The 17,339-nt window shown below is 25.8% G+C and carries 19 protein-coding genes; all 19 read left to right on the top strand.

What is annotated here, in order from left to right:
• Positions 1–82 precede the first annotated feature (82 nt).
• The 19 genes from ABUA17_RS10220 (at position 83) to ABUA17_RS10130 (ending at position 17,122) form a co-directional block, all read left to right on the top strand.
• Entirely contained in the window at positions 83–1,069 is a 987-nt protein-coding gene (locus tag ABUA17_RS10220) for a S8 family serine peptidase (protein WP_042398947.1), read from the top strand.
• On the top strand, positions 1,066–2,784 hold the full coding sequence (locus tag ABUA17_RS10215; protein WP_042398945.1) for an ABC transporter ATP-binding protein: 1,719 nt from the start codon (positions 1,066–1,068) through the stop codon (positions 2,782–2,784). Before ABUA17_RS10220 ends, ABUA17_RS10215 begins: the two co-directional genes overlap by 4 nt.
• 656 nt (positions 2,785–3,440) lie before the next feature.
• Positions 3,441–4,034 carry a recombinase family protein gene (locus tag ABUA17_RS10210; RefSeq protein ID WP_042398942.1) on the top strand — a complete coding sequence of 198 codons (594 nt, stop codon included), beginning with the start codon at positions 3,441–3,443 and terminating at the stop codon, positions 4,032–4,034.
• Positions 4,035–4,626: 592 nt separating this feature from the next.
• Positions 4,627–5,574 carry a hypothetical protein gene (locus ABUA17_RS10205; protein ID WP_349818134.1) on the top strand — a complete coding sequence of 316 codons (948 nt, stop codon included), beginning with the start codon at positions 4,627–4,629 and terminating at the stop codon, positions 5,572–5,574.
• A 31-nt stretch (positions 5,575–5,605) separates the two neighbouring features.
• The gene (locus ABUA17_RS10200) at positions 5,606–6,811 is read left to right on the top strand and encodes an exonuclease domain-containing protein (protein ID WP_052330684.1); all 1,206 of its coding nucleotides are present in this window, start codon (positions 5,606–5,608) and stop codon (positions 6,809–6,811) included.
• On the top strand, positions 6,804–6,980 hold the full coding sequence (locus tag ABUA17_RS10195; protein WP_156327495.1) for a hypothetical protein: 177 nt from the start codon (positions 6,804–6,806) through the stop codon (positions 6,978–6,980). Before ABUA17_RS10200 ends, ABUA17_RS10195 begins: the two co-directional genes overlap by 8 nt.
• A gap of 10 nt (positions 6,981–6,990) precedes the next feature.
• Positions 6,991–7,287, top strand: a complete 297-nt coding sequence (locus ABUA17_RS10190) for a hypothetical protein (protein ID WP_042398935.1) — start codon at positions 6,991–6,993, stop codon at positions 7,285–7,287.
• Between the two features lie 39 nt (positions 7,288–7,326).
• Entirely contained in the window at positions 7,327–7,470 is a 144-nt protein-coding gene (locus tag ABUA17_RS10185; RefSeq protein WP_156327494.1) for a hypothetical protein, read from the top strand.
• A gap of 439 nt (positions 7,471–7,909) precedes the next feature.
• Positions 7,910–8,128, top strand: coding sequence for a hypothetical protein (locus tag ABUA17_RS10180; RefSeq protein WP_042398933.1), 219 nt, complete (start codon positions 7,910–7,912; stop codon positions 8,126–8,128).
• A gap of 417 nt (positions 8,129–8,545) precedes the next feature.
• A complete protein-coding gene (locus ABUA17_RS10175; protein ID WP_042398930.1) occupies positions 8,546–9,298 on the top strand; it encodes a ParA family protein in 753 nt (250 codons plus the stop codon).
• Between the two features lie 67 nt (positions 9,299–9,365).
• A complete protein-coding gene (locus ABUA17_RS10170) occupies positions 9,366–10,670 on the top strand; it encodes a ParB/RepB/Spo0J family partition protein (RefSeq protein WP_042398927.1) in 1,305 nt (434 codons plus the stop codon).
• Positions 10,671–10,999: 329 nt separating this feature from the next.
• Positions 11,000–12,061, top strand: coding sequence for a replication initiation protein (locus tag ABUA17_RS10165; RefSeq protein ID WP_042398924.1), 1,062 nt, complete (start codon positions 11,000–11,002; stop codon positions 12,059–12,061).
• Positions 12,062–12,085: 24 nt separating this feature from the next.
• Positions 12,086–12,226: a hypothetical protein gene (locus ABUA17_RS10160; RefSeq protein WP_156327505.1), complete on the top strand. Its 141-nt coding sequence runs from the start codon at positions 12,086–12,088 to the stop codon at positions 12,224–12,226.
• A 477-nt stretch (positions 12,227–12,703) separates the two neighbouring features.
• Positions 12,704–13,108: a JAB domain-containing protein gene (locus tag ABUA17_RS10155; protein ID WP_042398985.1), complete on the top strand. Its 405-nt coding sequence runs from the start codon at positions 12,704–12,706 to the stop codon at positions 13,106–13,108.
• 217 nt (positions 13,109–13,325) lie between these two features.
• The gene (locus ABUA17_RS10150; RefSeq protein ID WP_042398917.1) at positions 13,326–13,529 is read left to right on the top strand and encodes a hypothetical protein; all 204 of its coding nucleotides are present in this window, start codon (positions 13,326–13,328) and stop codon (positions 13,527–13,529) included.
• 243 nt (positions 13,530–13,772) lie between these two features.
• Complete coding sequence (locus ABUA17_RS10145) at positions 13,773–14,066, top strand: hypothetical protein (protein ID WP_042398914.1); 294 nt, start codon at positions 13,773–13,775, stop codon at positions 14,064–14,066.
• A 67-nt stretch (positions 14,067–14,133) separates the two neighbouring features.
• A complete protein-coding gene (locus ABUA17_RS10140; protein WP_042398912.1) occupies positions 14,134–15,021 on the top strand; it encodes a DNA methyltransferase in 888 nt (295 codons plus the stop codon).
• A gap of 239 nt (positions 15,022–15,260) precedes the next feature.
• On the top strand, positions 15,261–15,590 hold the full coding sequence (locus tag ABUA17_RS10135) for a MobC family plasmid mobilization relaxosome protein (protein ID WP_042398908.1): 330 nt from the start codon (positions 15,261–15,263) through the stop codon (positions 15,588–15,590).
• Complete coding sequence (locus ABUA17_RS10130; protein WP_052330683.1) at positions 15,551–17,122, top strand: relaxase/mobilization nuclease domain-containing protein; 1,572 nt, start codon at positions 15,551–15,553, stop codon at positions 17,120–17,122. Before ABUA17_RS10135 ends, ABUA17_RS10130 begins: the two co-directional genes overlap by 40 nt.
• Positions 17,123–17,339: the final 217 nt, after the last annotated feature.

The following is a 17,339-nucleotide window of genomic DNA, read 5'->3' as shown; positions in this document are numbered from 1 at the left end:
GAAGAGCTAAAGCTAAATCTATATTTAAATAAACCACAAATAAATTACCGTTAAAAATGCACTAGCATAGAGGAGTATAAATATGTTAAAAGTAGCAATTATAGATAGTGGGATTGATTGGGATATACTAAAAAATAATGAGGTTATTGACTCTAAATCCTTCTTATACAAAAATAAAAAAATAGAAATAAATGATAATGTTATTGACGAAAGTTATCACGGTACATTTTGTTATCAGGTTATTAATGAAGAGCATATCCCTATAGAATACATTATTATAAAGATTTTAAATAAAAAAAATGAAGGACATTCACTGGGATTAATACAAGCACTAAGATATTTATATAAGAAAAAAATTGATATTATAAATCTTAGTTTAGCAACAGTTTCAGATAAATATTTACTAGAGTTAAATCATATATGTGAAAAACTAAAAGAAAAGGGAGTAATTATTATTTCTTCTTTGAGTAATTCAATGAAATTAAGTTATCCTGCTAGATTACCATCGGTAATAGGGGTTGTAGGAAATATATTAAAACACAGCAATGAATATTGGTACTCACCTAATAAAAAAATTCAAATAGTATCTGATTGTATGCCTGTTTTAGTAAAAAATAAAAATGGTCTATATACATTTTTTGGTGGGAACAGTAAAGCTAGTGCAAAGTTTACTAATATATTAATAAATCTTATTAATAGCAACAACAAATATGAAAGTGTAATTGATATTATAGAAAAAAATTCAAAGAAATCTTTTTGGGAAACAAGTGAATTTGATTATACTATAAAAATAGATAAAATATATCATCCTATTGAGGAGGATATCGTTTTTAAGGAGTTAAAGGATATTGTTATTGATGTATTAAAAATTACAAATTCAGAGAACGGAAAGCTTCTTACACATAGTCTTTTTAATCCAACTTGGGGTATGACAAAAGAAAAGGCTGGTGAAATATTTAATAATATAGAGATTAAATTTAATTTAGATTTTAGTAAGAAAGAAGTAAGAATGAACAGAGTGGAATCTTTATCAACATTGTATAATTTCATCATTGGAGAATTAGTATGATAGAAAAAACTGTTATTAAGGAATTTATACATAGAATATTTAAATACAAATATCACCATATAGGTGCTGCTATCTGCTCAGTGATATATTCTATTTGTATTTTAATACAGCCAGTATTATTAATGAAAATAGTAGATTATGGTATAGCCAAAGGTGATATAAATTTTATTTTAAAATATATTATCTTTTATATATTGTTATTAGTAGTAGAGTGTATACTGGATTACTTTACTAGTTATCTTTATGCCGTAATAGGTAAAAATTTTACTAGGACTCTAAGAATTGATTTATTAAAACATATTGAAAGATTACCAGGGAGCTATAAAGCTGATATAAATATGGGAGAATTATTTACTATATATGATAGAGATATTGATAATGTTGAAAGTATATCATCTAAATTATTATTTACAACTATAATACAAGTTGTTACATCAATTTTTATGTGTAGCTATTTATTATTTTTACAACCATCATTATTTTTTTTAGTAGTAATAATTCAGCCTTTAGTATTTTTTACTCAAAAGCATTTCAATAAGCGAATTGTTAAGTTAACAGAAGAAACTAGAATATGTCTATCTAATATGGTCAAAAATGTAAATGAATTTTTTCGCATGTTATTATATGGTAAATCATTAGGATTTTCTGAGTATTTTTGGAAGAAATATTTTAATCATGAAAGAGAGTATAGCCTTAATTCTATCAAAATAAATAAAGAGTATTCAAAGGAAATGAATATAATTAATTTTTTAAATGGAATAAGTACTATAATTATTTACGGAATTGGGGGATTGCAGATAATTTATGGAAATTTAACTATAGGAGCATTAATAACATTTAATCAATATTCTCAAAAGTTGTTTTCTCCAATTATACGTATTGTTGAAAATACCATCACATTTAAAAAAGCTAAGATTTCTATTTATAAAATAATGAATATATTAAATGAAAGAACCGAGTATGAAGTTAGGAATGGTAAAAAAAGTTTATTATCAGTAACTAAAGGTGTTAGCTTTAATAATATAACATTTAGTTACAATGGAGTAACTTCTGTCCTAGATAACTTTTCAATATCATTTCCAAAAGGAGCTATAACAGGAATTGTAGGTGAAAGTGGTGGGGGAAAATCTACAATTATAAATTTATTACTAAGAAATTGGACAGAAGATAGTGGTAGTATCAAAATAGATGAAAATGATATTAATAACTATACATTAAAAAGTATTAGAGAGAATATTTCAATAGTTACTCAAGAAATAGTACTTTTAAATGATACGATTTATAATAATCTTACAATGTTAAATAGTAAAATAAAAAAACAACAAGTTGATGATATATTAGATGTTATTCAAATGTCTGATTTTATTAAAACATTACCTAATGGTCTAGATACAGAAATAGGAGAAGGAGGGGTTAAGTTATCAGGTGGGCAACGACAGAGAATTGCAATTGGAAGGGCACTATTACGTGACTCAAAGGTTATAATTTTTGATGAGGCAACATCTTCTTTGGATAATAACTGTCAAGAACTTATTATGGAAAATTTATATTCTCAATTTGAAAATAAAGTAGTTATCATAATTGCACATAGATTATCTACAATAAAAAAGTGTGATGAAATAAATGTTTTAAAAAATGGAAAGATAATAGAGCGTGGAACATATAAAGAGTTGATGGCTAAAATGGGTGAATTGTTTAGAATGGAGAATAAATAATGACTTTAATAAAAGTTATGGAAATATAACGATCTAAAAGAGAGACAGTGTAAAAAAATGTGTAAACTAAATAAAAACTACTCCTCCTTGGAAATAATTGAGATAAATAATTATTACAAGGAGGAGTTTTTATATGTCAAGTTTGTCGAAAGAATTATTAAGAGATTATATTGAGGAAGATAGTTATCGTAGAGAGTGATTGATGGTATTTGTATATTATATTCCAGTAGAACAGTAGGTTCACTTAATTAAAACCTTTGATTTTGATTAAAGAAACAACTTGTTCATATGTAGGTACCGCCATAACTTGCAATTTAATGATAAAATATTGAAATGGCAAAAACAAAATATTTTTTAGGAGAAATTACTAATTAAATTTTTTGTAAGGATAAAGTAAGATTTTAATGTTCTATCATTTATATACAAAATAGATAGAATTACTATACAGCATAAGTACAGTAGAGATAATTTTTTATTTTAATATTATTGTAGAGTGTCAAAACTTAACACTTTTGGACTAAGGGTATTTTTGGCTTGACATATATTTTTAATCAACGATAAAATAATACTTAATAAGGGGTCAAAAATCATGGTCAAAAGTAATGGTATAAATTTTGGTGTTTTGGGACAAGTTTTGACCTTAATGGAGGGAAAATATGAATTATGGATATGCAAGAGTTAGTACAATAAAGCAAGGTCGTGGAAATTCTTTAGAAGAACAATTATCTGAATTATTTTCTTCAGGTTGTGATGAAGTCATAGAAGAAAAGTTTTCAGGAAAAACTAACGATCGACCACAATTAAAATTATTATTGGATAAGTTGAAAGAAGGAGATACTTTCACAGTTACTAAGCTCGACAGATTTGCCAGGAGCTTAATAGATGGAACTAAACTAGTACAAGAATTACTTGATAGAGGAATAAAGATAAATATATTAAATATAGGGGTAATGGATAATACGCCAGCTAGTAAATTAATAAGAAATATATTTTTATCTTTTGCTGAATTTGAAAGAGATATGATTTTAGAAAGAACAAGGGAAGGTAAGGAGATAGCAAAGACAAAAGCTGGGTATAAGGAGGGTAGACCTAAAAAGTTTACTAAAGATCAAATAGACTTAGCTTTATCTATGTTGTCTGTAAATGGTGGAGATAAAAGTTATAATGAGGTTGAGAGATTAATAGGTATTAGTGTAAGTACATTAAAGAGAGAAAATAATAAACGTAAGTTAGAAAAAATAAATAATTAGTATAAATAAGAAAGTGTTCCTCGGGAACACTTTCTTATTATTATTCTTTACATATATATCAAAAGTCATCATAAGATATAAAATCTTGTGGTGTATTGGAGAATTCATAAATGCAATAAATTACTCCAATAATTGTCGGGATGAGCAATAATGATAATAAAATAAACCTCATAAATGAATCCTCCTTTGGAAGTAAATAAAAGTATTGAAATCTATGATTAAATTTTATCACAGTAAACATTTACATAATAGTCTATAATTTGACAAGGATTTTTGGTATAATAGATATTGTGGTTAAAAATTATATTAAATTTTTATTTATTAAGCAAATATATTTAGAATAATAATTAAACTAAAATAAAAAGGTGTTCCTGGGGAACACCTTTTTTTATTTTCCATTCAATTTATAGCAAAACAAAACTAAATACACGTTAAATTTAATTAATATACTAATATTTATTAATAGTATATTATAAAAATAAATATACTATTAATATACTAATTTATTTTAGTATATTAATTTTATAAAATAGTATATTATTCTTACAAATGGTGGTATAATATAAGTATAGATAAAAATGTTGGAGGATTTATGATGAAAGAAGAAAATATAAAAGAAAAAAAGAAACAAAAAGCACCATTAGGAATTAGACCTGATGATTATATTGATATAAAATTTAGAGAACTTGTTGAGAAAGAAGGAATATCTCAAACTAAATTATTTGAAAGAATGTTTTGGGAGTTTACCAGGAACTCTAAAGATGCATTAAAACTACAAGCATTAGATTGTAGTGTTGAGTTGCAATCTATTAGTGGAGCTTCAGCAACATTGGTAAAAGCTATTGAAAAAATTGTTAATAAGGCTCAACTTGAACTTATGTCTAAAAATAGAGAAGTTGAAAATATTAAAGAAGCTTCAGATAAAAAGATTGAATTAGCTAATATTGAATTAGCTAATAGGGTTAAGGAATTAGAATTAAAAAATAAAGATCTCGAAGAGCAGCTAAAAAATTCTAATGCTATTGTTACTGGATTTAATACAGTAAAAGGTGAACTGGATTCAAAAATAGAAAACCTTAATAAAACTGTAATTGAATTAAATAATGATATAAAAGAAAAGGATAAGATTATACAAGATAAAAATAAGGAAATTATCAATAGTTCTAAGACTATTGATAATATGGAAAAAGAAATAGCGTTGATAAAAGAGCAGAAAGTAATTTTAGAAGGGAAAAATGCAAGTTTACAAGTTAATGTTGAAATGCTACAAGGAACTATTAACACTTTTAATTCTATAAAGAAAACTGAAATTGAAGCTATTAAAGATAATGAAGCTACAATAAATCAATTAAAGATAGATAAGTTAAAAGCTGAATTTGAAAATGAAGTATCTAAACTTAATAATAATATAGTATCTTTAGAAAAAGATATTGAATCAAAAGAATCTGAATTGAAATCATTAAATAATGTAATATCTTCTAAAGATTTAGAAATAAAAACTTTAATTAAAGAGAATAAACAATCTAAAAAATTAAAATAGATGTCAAATTTAAAGGGGTGAGGAATTTATAATGAAGTATGAAAAAGTCGTTTTAGATTTTGAAACTACTGGTTTAAGTTCTAAATATGATGAAATATTACAAGTAAGTGCCATAGATCAGGACGGAAATGTTTTAATAAATGAGTATTGTAAGCCTAAAAGTATTAGCACCTGGGAAGAAGCAGAAGCAATACATAAAATTAGTCCAGCTATGGTTTTTGATAAAAAGCCTTTTGAAGATTATGTAGAAATTTTAACTGATATATTAACTAATGCTGCTGAAATTATTATTTATAATGCAGATTTTGAAGTAGGTTTTTTAAAGAAGTATGGAGTTGAGTTTAATACTAACATTTATGATTTGATGTATGAATTTGCAGAAGTCTATGGGCAATGGAATGAGTATTATGGTAACTATACTTGGAAGTCTTTAGATGATTGTTGCTTATATTATGGTTATTATTTAGATAATGCTCACAATAGTTTAGAAGATTGCAAAGCAACTTTATACTGTTATAACAAGGTAATAAATAAAGAAGATAGATATGATGGAAAAGAATATGTCGGAAAAACAGTTAAAGAATTTTTAGATGAATCATGGATAAAAGTTAATAATAAATCTATTACGTTACATATCTATCCAATAGGAGCAAAACGTAAAAATTGGTATTTTTACGGTGAAATTAAAGCTTATGAAGATGTTAAATACAATGAGCTATTAGATTGTAAAATACATGAAGTAAGCTATACTACCCCTAGATATTTATCTATTTATGTTGATAGTTTTTTACAAGGTGATTATGATTTACTACAAAAAGAAGTAGAAAAATTAAAGAAACAAAACTCTGAATTAGAAGAAGAAACTAAGAAATTAAGAAATGCTAGATATGAAAATTATAAGTTATATACAGAAGCAAATGAGAAGGTTGTTAAATTAGAGAAAAAAATAAATAAGATGAAGGAAAAACTAGGTCTAGTATTGAAGGAAAAAAAGAAAGTACCAGTTTTTAATAGCTATGGTTTTTATACTGCTGAATATTGCAGAACTACTAAAAAGCCAATGATCCAGCCAAGTGAATATAGGGCATTTAAAGATGTTTTATTATCTCAAACTAGATGTAAAGAAATTAAGAAGCCAGTTCGTGAAGGTGAAGAAATTTATGCTTTTCTTAGGGTAAGAAATGGTTATTGTGCTTTGTATTATAGAAATGTTAAGGGAGGTAATAAAGATGATTAAAATTAGATTAACTTATGCTGATGATGAAGAAAAAGATATTGCTATAGAAAAAATTAAAGGGAGTTTTGAAGTTTTAAATATAAGTAGAGAATATAAAGGGCGTGGAAATAGCCAATATTCTAATGTTTATATTGATGCAAATATAATAGAGAAAATATCTAATAAATAAAGGGGGAAAAATGTTTAAGAAAAAAAATAAAATAGAGAATAGTAACCAATCAATTATAGATACTGAAAATTTAATAATAGGTTCAACTTTTTCAGGGAAAATGCCAATGATTATTAATGGATTAGATTTATATTATTTAATATTGCTACTTCAAGGCAAACAAATAACTATTATAGAATTAGGTAACAAAACATTATATGAAGGTAATGCAAGTGATTGTAATTATGAAAGAGTGGAATATGAAGTAATAAAGTTTGAAAAGATACATTATGATAACAGTTATACGATAACAGTAAGAAAAGTTTAATGCATAATTTAAAAAATATTCTTAGGAGGAACTATTTTTATGGATACAGATAAAATTAGAATTCCAGAGTTTAAAGATAAAAAAGGAAAGTGTTTAAATTGTGGTAAATTAACATATTTTTATGACGAAGGCTATTTTTGTACTAATAAATGTCGTGAAGAGTATAAAAATAAAGAAAATTAACATAGGTAACAATTCAAAAATAATAAACAAATTGGCACTAATCCCATCACCCACTTATAACGTTTCAATAAGTTAAGATATTCTATTGCCTTAGCTTGTTCCATCTACCGAGCGACCAAGCTAAAGCAAAGAATAACTAAACTTATTTTTACTATAAGCGGGTACCCGATGGAGTGCATCCAAATAGGTAAGAAGTCCTTAGGGACTTCTTTTTTTATCTTGTTTTTTTGAAGCACTAGCCTATCATATTTCCGTTCAAGTTGTAAAGCCATTCCATAAAATTTTTTGTCGGCCAACTGGATCTGCAGTTAGCAGTCAAAAATTTTTATTCCATTTTCCTTTACAACTCACTCCAATATGTAGTCTTAGGCTCAACAAAAAAACAACAACACGACGGTAGGAGTGCTAATTTAAAGTTTATATTTTAGGAGTTGATAGTATGTGCCAATACAAAATTTTCTTATCTGCTACTGATAAAGAGATAGCTGATAAATCAAAAATGAGAGTTGACCTTTTTGGGGATATGAAAATTAAAGATATTGAAGAATTAAAAGATTTTAAGATTTTATATGTTTCCCAAGGGCATGAAGATTTAGTATCTATCAAAGGTAAAGAAGTACCTCGTAAAGTTAGATATATACAAGTTTTCAAAAGATAGTTTCATTTATTGAAAGGGGGTGATTTGGTGAAAAAAAAGAAAAAAAAGAAGAACAAAATCGGAACTGACAAATTAATAATTCTTTTAACTGCATTGCTCAATTTAGTTATTGCAATTATTAATCTAATCTCACTACTTAGCAAGTAGGCTAGTCAAGGGAGGGTTTACCCCCCTCCTGTTCCAAAATCATTCTTCTTTAATGATAACAAATTATTAAGGAGGTATCAATAAAAATGACAGAAAAAAAATTAAATATTGCTTCAATAATAATAGTTATATTAAACCTACTAGTTACCCTAGCAACATCATTTGTTCTAATTTTTAGATAAGCCAAAAGGTGTCCCCAAAGGACACCTACCAATAACAAATATAATGAGATTTTAAATAAATATTAATTAGAAAATGGAGGAATTAATTATGAAAAAAGTATCAATTTTTAATATAAAAGGTGGAGTTGCAAAAACAACTTCTACAGCTAATTTAGGGGCTTGTTTAAGCCAAGAAGGTAAAAAGGTATTATTGGTAGACCTAGACCCTCAAAGTAACCTTACAAAGCTATTTAAAGCCTATAGTATGGACGATTTAACTGTATCAGATGTTTTATTAGATAAACATTTAGATATACATAAGGTAATAAAGAAAACAGATTTTGAGAATATAGATATTTTACCCGCTAATATAAATTTAACTTTTGCTGATAGAAATATTCTTATTGATAATACAAGAAGTCAACAAAATAGATTATCAAAGGCTCTTAAAAATCTAAATAATGAATATGATTATTGTTTAATAGATTGTCCTCCTAGTTTAAATATGATTACTACTAATGCTTTATGTGCTAGTGATGAAGTTTTTGTCCCAATAAAAATAGACAAATTCGCTCTTGATGGACTTGAATATTTACTTGAAAGTATTGAAGATATGAAAGATGAATTTAACCCTAATCTTAATTTTAAAGGTTGTTTTATAACAATGGATAGTGCAACAACAGTAAATAAGCTTATAAAGAAGGAACTTAAAAATTTATTAGGTAATAAGATGTTTAATACTACAATAAAGCAAAATGTAAAAGTAATAGAAAGTACATTTGATGAATGTCCTGTAGTATTTGGTAATAAGAAAGCTAGGGCAAGTATAAATTATAGAGATTTATGTAAAGAAGTATTTTAAAAATGTAGGTGTCCCTCGGGGACACCCCCAATAAAAAATAGTTAAATAAAGAAAGGTTGTTATAGATATGAGTAAGAAATTTTCAATAAGCCAAGGAATGTTAAATAGTGTATCACAAAATGTTAAGAAAGCTAATGAAATTGAAGCTAAAAATAACTTCAATGTTCAATATATAGATATAAAAGATATTGAAAGAAATAAGAAAAATTTCTATGAAATAGTGAATGTAGATGAACTGGCAGAAGATATTAAGATGAATGGATTAAATCATAATTTAGTTGTTAGAAAATTAGATAATGGAAAATATGAGTTAATAAGTGGTGAAAGAAGATATACTGCTCTTACACAATTAGTTGAACAAGGAAACGAAATATTTGCTTTAGTTCCTTGTAAGGTTATTGAAGCGAATGATATTGATAGTGAAATAATTCTTATTCAAGCTAATGCTCAAACTAGAGAGTTAACAGAAATAGAAAAGCTTGAACAAGTAAAAAGGCTTACTGAACTATATAAAACTAAAAAGAAAAATGGTGAGAAAGTTCCAGGAAAGATAAGAGAAATAATTGCTAATGATTTAAAATTATCTCCAACACAAGTAGGAAGATATGAAAGAATAAATAAAAATCTTATTCCAGAGTTAAAAGAAATACTTGAAAATGGTAATTTAACTATTGCTAATGCAAGTGAATTTTCAAGTTTAAGTGAAGATAATCAAAAAGTTATCTTAGAAATAATAAATAATAAAGTTGAAATTAGTAAGGAAGAAGCTACAGAGTTAAAAGTAAAGCTAAAGAAACTTGAACAAGAAAAAGCTGATGAACTTAAAAGGTTAGAAAATGAAAAGTTAGTTGAAATAAGAAAAATAGAAAATGAAAAATCAGTTGAGATAAGAAGAATAGAAAATGAGAAAGACGAAGCTCTTAGAAGTAAGAAACTTATAAGTGATGAAGTTTTAAGATTAAAAAGTGAATTAGATAAAAGTGAAAATAAATCGGAGGAAGAAATAAAGGAACTTGAAAATCAATTAAGAGAAGAACTTAAAAAAGATTTAGATAATAAATATTTATCAGAAATTGAAAATATAAAAAATGAAGCTAATTCTAATAAAGAAGAAAAGGAACGTTATAGAAAAGAATTAGAAGAAATGAAAGCAAAGTCTAAGGAGAATAAAGATAAATCTGATGAATTTAAAGAAAATTATAAATTAGTAGCAGATTTAAAAAGCGTATATCAAGGTTTAGTATCTATCCTTAAACAACATAGAAAAATGAAAGATAATAAAATTGTTATAACTGATGATATATTAGAACAACTTGACAAAACTATGATGGCTACTTCAATTCTTAGAACTTTGAAAGATGAAATAAAATAAATAAAAATTCTGATGAAAGGTTATCCTTTCATCAGAATTTAAAGATTATAGTATTTATGTATAGTATTTATGTATAGTATTTAGAGTGTTCAAAGATGGCTATTTTAGTAAGTTGTGGAAGATAAAACACTTCAAATTGATACTTAAAGCACATCAAATTGATACTCCCTCAATATAATACCACATCAAATTGATACTTAAACCACATCAAATTGATACCACATCAAATTGATACCTTAAAACACAAAACACAACATTAATATTGCAAATGTGATGTTGTATATATATAATTATATTAATAAGTAAAATAATAGAAAGAGGTGTAATAAATGTCTTATGAGATATTAGCAACGCCTAATAGTATTGCTAGGGGTAGATATTCAATAGGAGAAAAAGAGAATAACTTATTTTTAAAGTTGATGTATGCAATACAAAGAGATAATAAAGAATATATAATAGCTGAAAATAGGAAAACTGAACTTAGTGAAGATGATATATTAAAATGGAAAAGTCTATGTGAGATAGAAACTTTAATATGTAAATTAACTCCTGAAGATTTTAACGAAATTTTTAAACGAAAAAATGATAGAACTGAAAACTCCTTAAAAGAAACCTTTTCAGCATTAAGTAATTGTAGTATTACATTTGACACAGTTACACGAGATGGAGTTAGGGCTAAGATGATAGCTTCATTAATAAGCCACTTTTATATAGAAAAAGAAACTGGAAATTATCAAGTTGTTGTTCCAGCTAAACTATATAAATATCTTTTTGACTTAGGATTAGGTCATACTCAAAATGCTTTACAAGTTATATATAGATTAAAAGGTATTTATGCTCAAAGGTTTTACATAATATTGAGAAGTTGGACTGGAGCAAAAAGAGATATTGAATTTTCAGTTCAAGAATTAAGAGATATGTTGCAGTTAGGAGATAAAAATAAAACATTTAATTCTTTTGAAACCAATATACTAAAGAGAAGTATTGATGAAATAAATTCTACAGGAATCATGGAAATAAAGATAAAAGAAAAAATTAAAAAGGGAAGATCTGTAGATAGAATAGTATTTACAGTAAAAGATAATGAGCCTAGAAACTATTTAAGGTTATATAATAAATCAGAAATAGATGAAAGTGTAATATGGTTAGATTATATAAAAGTTGAAAATAAATCATTATTGGAAAGATTGGAATTGAAATATAGCGATATGAATTTTGATAGTCCTATAGTTAAAAATATATTCCACAAAGCTTATGATAAAACTTTAAATAAAGATAATAGATTTGTGATGATTCAAGATAAAAAAGGAAAAAGTAATTTTGCATTATTCAATCACATTGTATCAGGAGAGTTATTAACACAAGAATTAGCATTAACATCACAATTTTAAATGAAAATATGGAGGGAAATATTTATGATTAATAAAAATGAAGATATGAGAAATTCAACTAAAGAAGAAATTAAAGATGATATGGAGAAATTTGAATATAAAATTGAGAATGATGAAAAGCAGTTCATTATTAAAAGTGAAGATTCAAGCGAATATAAAGTATAATAAGAGCAACAACTTTATTTTATTTGATTTAAATATCCTGGCACTAATCCCATCACCCACTTATAACGTTTCAATAAGTTAAGATATTCTATTGCCTTAGCTTGTTCCATCTACCGAGCGACCAAGCTAAAGCAAAGAATAACTAAACTTATTTTTACTATAAGCGGGTACCCGATGGAGTGCATCCAAATAGGTAAGAAGTCCTTTGGGACTTCTTTTTTTATATTGTTTTTTTGAAGCACCAGCCTATCATATTTCCGTTCAAGTTGTAAAGCCATTCCATAAAATTTTTTGTCGGCCAACTGGATCTGCAGTTAGCAGCCAAAAATTTTTATTCCATTTTCCTTTACAACTCACTCCAATATGTAGTCTTAGGCTCAACAAAAAAACAACAACACATGGGATTTTAAACCAGGGTGTTAATTTAAAAAGAAAGGAATTGATTTTTTGAACAGAATTAATATTGTAACTATCAAGATGGAAAAAGTAAAAAGTATGCTTGTGGATAATAAGAATATTGGTTCACCTAAAGATGTTTATAAAATAGTATCTGAATACTTAGATGGAGTTGATAGAGAGCATTTAGTATTATTAACACTAGATACTAAAAATAAAATAACATCTATAAGCACTATATGTATAGGTTCATTAAATGCTAGTGTGGTTCACCCAAGAGAAGTTTTTAAACCTGCTATTCTAAGTAATGCTGCAAGTATAATACTGGCACATAATCACCCAAGTGGCGACACTACACCAAGTAAAGAAGATATTTCAATAACACGAAGAATTAAGGACGGAGGGGATTTATTAGGAATTAAATTATTAGACCATTTAATAATTGGTGATGATTATACAAGTTTAAAAGAAAAAGGAATTGTATAAATAAAAAAAGGCATAACAATGAAGTTACACCCTTACTCACAATAAGATTATAACTCATTGTTTGCCTAAAGTAAAGGAGAATAGAAATGAGTATATATGTACTTTTAACCTATAAAGAATATTGTGATAAAGTAAATGAAACAATGACTTTTGAAGGACTTCATAGATATAAGAAAAAATATTGGAGAGATTAAGTATAGTTAAGGAAGGTAATATTATGAGAAAAAAAATTTGTGAATTTAGAGCAAGAAATTCTATTAAAAATGAACTTGTATTTATAGAAGTTGAATATTATAAGAGCAGTTGGTGGTATATAAATTTTAAAAATGAAAGAAGTTATAAATATAATTCTATTAATGAAGCTATAGACGATATAAGTAATATGTTTGGTGATTGGATTGATTTTAAATTATTAGTCTAATAAATCAAAAAGGTAAGAAGTCCTTAGGGACTTCTTTTTTATTTTTATGTTTTTTTTGAAGCACCAGCCTATCATATTTCCGTTCAAGTTGTAAAGCCATTCCATAAAAATTTTTGTCGGCTATGATCCTTACCAGGAATAGCAGCCAAAATTTTTTATTCCATTTTCCTTTACAACTCACTCCAATATGTAGTCTTAGGCTCAACAAAAAAAACAAACAACAAGAAAGGAAAGGTGCTATTTATGAAATTGAGAGTAGTTATGACAAATGGAGTTAATTATTTAATTGAAAGTGGGGAATTTAAAGACAAAGATTTAATGTCAGCTTTATTAAAATTCCATTCTGATGATTGGGGAATTTTATGTAATGAGGATAAAGAATTTCAAAATGAATTATTAAAAAATCCTAATTCAAAATATGAAGATAGATTTATGGGAGTCTATATGATAAATGGACATAAAATTTGGATTATGAGTGAGTATGATTATTCAATAAAGAGTTTATTAATAACTATCTTACTTCCTGAAGAATACTAAATTTAAAAAGGTGTTCCTCGGGAACACCTTTTCTTAAATAATAAAAAAATAAAAGGAGATTTTAAAAATGAATAGTATAGTTTCTTATCCAACTAGAGGGGAATATGGAGATAATAAATATAGGGGAAATGCAACAGGAAAATTATTAATTGACCTACATAAAATTTATAAATTTGATGAAATAAGTGATTATATGAGTGGAAGTTTTACAACTGCTGATGTAGGAAAAAAACTAGGAATAATAACTAATTGTTATGATTTAAATGGATTGAAAGGAGAAGAAACAAAATTTGATTTAATAGAAAATGATATTAAAGAAAGAAATAATTTTATATATTGGCATCCACCTTATTGGGATATTATTAAGTATAGTGGTCATATGTATGGAGATACACCTTTGAAAAATGATTTATCTCATATTAAAGATTATCAAGAGTTTATAAAAGCTATTAATTATTGCCTATCAAAACAATATGCGAGTTTGAAAGTTGGAGGAAGAATGGCAATATTGATGGCTGATGTAAAAAAGAATCATAAATTATATTCAATGCTTTTGGATATGAATAAATTAGGAACTGTAGAGCAAATAGTAATTAAAGAACAACATAATTGTATGAGCAATCATAGAAAATATTTTAATGAAAATTTTATAAAAATATCACATGAATATTGTTTAATACTTAGAAAAGATGAGCCTTTAATTTTAGATTATATGATTACAAAAAGGGGAAAAATGGATTTAAGAGATAGTTTAAAGGTTACTTGGAAAGACCTTGTTGCTTCAACAATTGAAAGTTTAGGGGGAAGGGTAAATTTAGAGAAGTTATATAAGAGTTTAGAAGGATATAAGAAGACATATAATAATCCAAATTGGAAAGCTAAGATAAGACAAACATTGCAGATATATCCTAATATTTTCGTAAATATAGAACGAGGAGTATGGCAATTAGTATAAATATAAAGATAAAGACTGGTAAAAAAATTACTAGTCTTTTTTGTTGAAATGCTTTTTCCTAAAAAGTATAATAAGAGATATAGAGAAGGGTAGCAAGCATAGTGAGTGGATAGCCACATCACTTTAATTTTAAAATATAAGGAAACCTTAATTTTAAAATTACTTGTTGAGGGATACCCCCAAACCCCCGAATAGAATAAATCATATATGATTTATTTTTTAGAAAGGAATTATAAATTATGGTTAATAGAAAAAGAGATATACAGAAATTTTTTCGAGTGAACGAAGAAGAAGATAAAATGATAAAAGAAAAAATGAAACAGTTAGGAACAGATAACTTTGGGGCATATGCAAGAAAGATGTTAATAGATGGTTATGTAGTTAAAACGGATTATACTACAATAAAAAATTTAATTAAAGAGATTAATAAAATTGGGGTTAATATAAATCAAATTGCTAAAAGAACAAATGAAACAAATAGAATTTATGAAGATGATATAAAAGAGTTAAAAGGAGAGCTTGAACAGGTATGGCAGTTACTAAAATCAAATCTATCAAGTCAACATTAAAAAAAGCATTAGATTATATAATGGATGAAAGCAAAACTGATGGAAAATTATTAGTAAGTGGGGGAAATTGTGCCCCTGAAACTGCATATTTAGAGTTTAAAATGACAGAAGAAACTTGTAAAGAAGTGATAGGAGATTATAGTAAAAAATCAAACAATTTAGCTTATCATATGATACAATCTTTTGATAGAAAAGATAAAATAACTCCTGAAGAAGCTCATAGAATTGGTGAAGAATTAGCAAAGAAATTAACAGATGAAAAATATGAGTATGTAGTTGCAACGCATATAGATAAAGGGCATATTCATAATCATATTATTTTTAATGCTTATAGTTATGCGACCTATAGAAAGTTTAATTGCAATAAAGATACTTTTAAAGAAATTAGAGAAATAAGTGATGAACTATGTAAAGAAAATGGATTAAGTATTGTAGAAAATCCTAAAGGAAAAGGTAAGCATTATAAAGAATGGTTGGAGAATAAAAAGGGTACAAGTTGGAAAGCTTACATTAAAGATACTCTTGATGAATTAATAGATAAAGTTAAGTCATTTGATGAATTAAAAACTGAAATGATTAATAGAGGTTTTGAAATAAAGGAAGGAAAATATATAGCATTTAAAGCACCTAATCAGCAAAGATTTTGCAGAGGAAAAACTATAGGTGAAGAATATACTAAAGAAGCTATAGAAAATAGAATTAATGAAAATCACAAGGCTAAAGAGATAATAATTAATAAAGATATTATTATTAATCAAAATGAAAATAATTATTTTGTTAGAGTGCCAGGAAGTGAAAACTATATATTTATAAATAAATCAGAATGTAATTGGATTAATGAGTTTGAATGTAAAGTAACATTATCAAAAAATGAATATAAATTTATAGATTCTTCAGGGGAAAAAGAAGAAATATTAACTGGTAAAGAAATAAATAATTACTTTACTAGTCAAGATAAAAAATCTAATGATATTAAAGTTGAAGATGTTAAAATTGATGAAAATGTATTTACTATCAGAAGAAATAAGATAAGAGATGTTAAAGAGCTTGCAAATGCAATAGTTCTATTAAGAAAAGAAAATATATCAAATAGAAATGAATTTGATGGTAAAGTACAAGAAGTATTAAATAAGAAAGATGAATTAATTAATATTATTAAAGAATTAGAAAATAAGAACGCTAAATTTAATCAAGTATCTAAATATTTGATAACATACAATAATTATAAAGAAATTTACGAGAAACATGGAAATAAGAAAACTATATTTGGGGGATATAAAAAACATGAAAATGAGATATTAATGTTCCTTCATGCTAAAGAAAAACTAGAAAACTTGGGTATAAATACAAACGTTAGTATAGATAAGTTAAAAGAAAAAATAATTGAACAAAAAGAAGAAATTTCATTATTAGGTAATGAATTTAAAAATATAGAAAAAAGATTAGAAAGTATAAGAAAGGCTAATAGTAAAATAGAAAATATAATACAAGAAAAAATCGACTTAACTAAAGAGAAAGAAAAAGAGAGATAAATTAATCTTATACAAAAATCATTAGTTATTAGGATCATTGGTTATCTTTATATAAAGGCATAAATAAAAGTACAATGTAGTTGAATATTTATATGCAGAATGGTATAATATATTATATAGAATATAATGATTATAAATCAGTATAAAGAGCGGTGAATCTCCACCAGTAAGTGAGAAACTAAAAGAGCGGTGAATCTCCACCAGTAAGCGAGAAACT

The sequence above is a fragment of the Clostridium sp. RTP31139st1_H3_RTP31139_211217 genome, assembly GCF_040227035.1.
In the GTDB taxonomy this organism is placed as follows: domain Bacteria; phylum Bacillota; class Clostridia; order Clostridiales; family Clostridiaceae; genus Clostridium; species Clostridium saudiense.
This window is presented reverse-complemented; position numbering and strand designations above follow the sequence as displayed.

Coding starts and splice junctions, on each gene's coding strand:
- ABUA17_RS10220 (WP_042398947.1), top strand. CDS start 83: ATGTTAAAAGTAGCAATTATAGATAGTGGGATTGATTGGGATATACTA.
- ABUA17_RS10215 (WP_042398945.1), top strand. CDS start 1,066: ATGATAGAAAAAACTGTTATTAAGGAATTTATACATAGAATATTTAAA.
- ABUA17_RS10210 (WP_042398942.1), top strand. CDS start 3,441: ATGAATTATGGATATGCAAGAGTTAGTACAATAAAGCAAGGTCGTGGA.
- ABUA17_RS10205 (WP_349818134.1), top strand. CDS start 4,627: ATGATGAAAGAAGAAAATATAAAAGAAAAAAAGAAACAAAAAGCACCA.
- ABUA17_RS10200 (WP_052330684.1), top strand. CDS start 5,606: ATGAAGTATGAAAAAGTCGTTTTAGATTTTGAAACTACTGGTTTAAGT.
- ABUA17_RS10195 (WP_156327495.1), top strand. CDS start 6,804: ATGATTAAAATTAGATTAACTTATGCTGATGATGAAGAAAAAGATATT.
- ABUA17_RS10190 (WP_042398935.1), top strand. CDS start 6,991: ATGTTTAAGAAAAAAAATAAAATAGAGAATAGTAACCAATCAATTATA.
- ABUA17_RS10185 (WP_156327494.1), top strand. CDS start 7,327: ATGGATACAGATAAAATTAGAATTCCAGAGTTTAAAGATAAAAAAGGA.
- ABUA17_RS10180 (WP_042398933.1), top strand. CDS start 7,910: ATGTGCCAATACAAAATTTTCTTATCTGCTACTGATAAAGAGATAGCT.
- ABUA17_RS10175 (WP_042398930.1), top strand. CDS start 8,546: ATGAAAAAAGTATCAATTTTTAATATAAAAGGTGGAGTTGCAAAAACA.
- ABUA17_RS10170 (WP_042398927.1), top strand. CDS start 9,366: ATGAGTAAGAAATTTTCAATAAGCCAAGGAATGTTAAATAGTGTATCA.
- ABUA17_RS10165 (WP_042398924.1), top strand. CDS start 11,000: ATGTCTTATGAGATATTAGCAACGCCTAATAGTATTGCTAGGGGTAGA.
- ABUA17_RS10160 (WP_156327505.1), top strand. CDS start 12,086: ATGATTAATAAAAATGAAGATATGAGAAATTCAACTAAAGAAGAAATT.
- ABUA17_RS10155 (WP_042398985.1), top strand. CDS start 12,704: ATGGAAAAAGTAAAAAGTATGCTTGTGGATAATAAGAATATTGGTTCA.
- ABUA17_RS10150 (WP_042398917.1), top strand. CDS start 13,326: ATGAGAAAAAAAATTTGTGAATTTAGAGCAAGAAATTCTATTAAAAAT.
- ABUA17_RS10145 (WP_042398914.1), top strand. CDS start 13,773: ATGAAATTGAGAGTAGTTATGACAAATGGAGTTAATTATTTAATTGAA.
- ABUA17_RS10140 (WP_042398912.1), top strand. CDS start 14,134: ATGAATAGTATAGTTTCTTATCCAACTAGAGGGGAATATGGAGATAAT.
- ABUA17_RS10135 (WP_042398908.1), top strand. CDS start 15,261: ATGGTTAATAGAAAAAGAGATATACAGAAATTTTTTCGAGTGAACGAA.
- ABUA17_RS10130 (WP_052330683.1), top strand. CDS start 15,551: ATGGCAGTTACTAAAATCAAATCTATCAAGTCAACATTAAAAAAAGCA.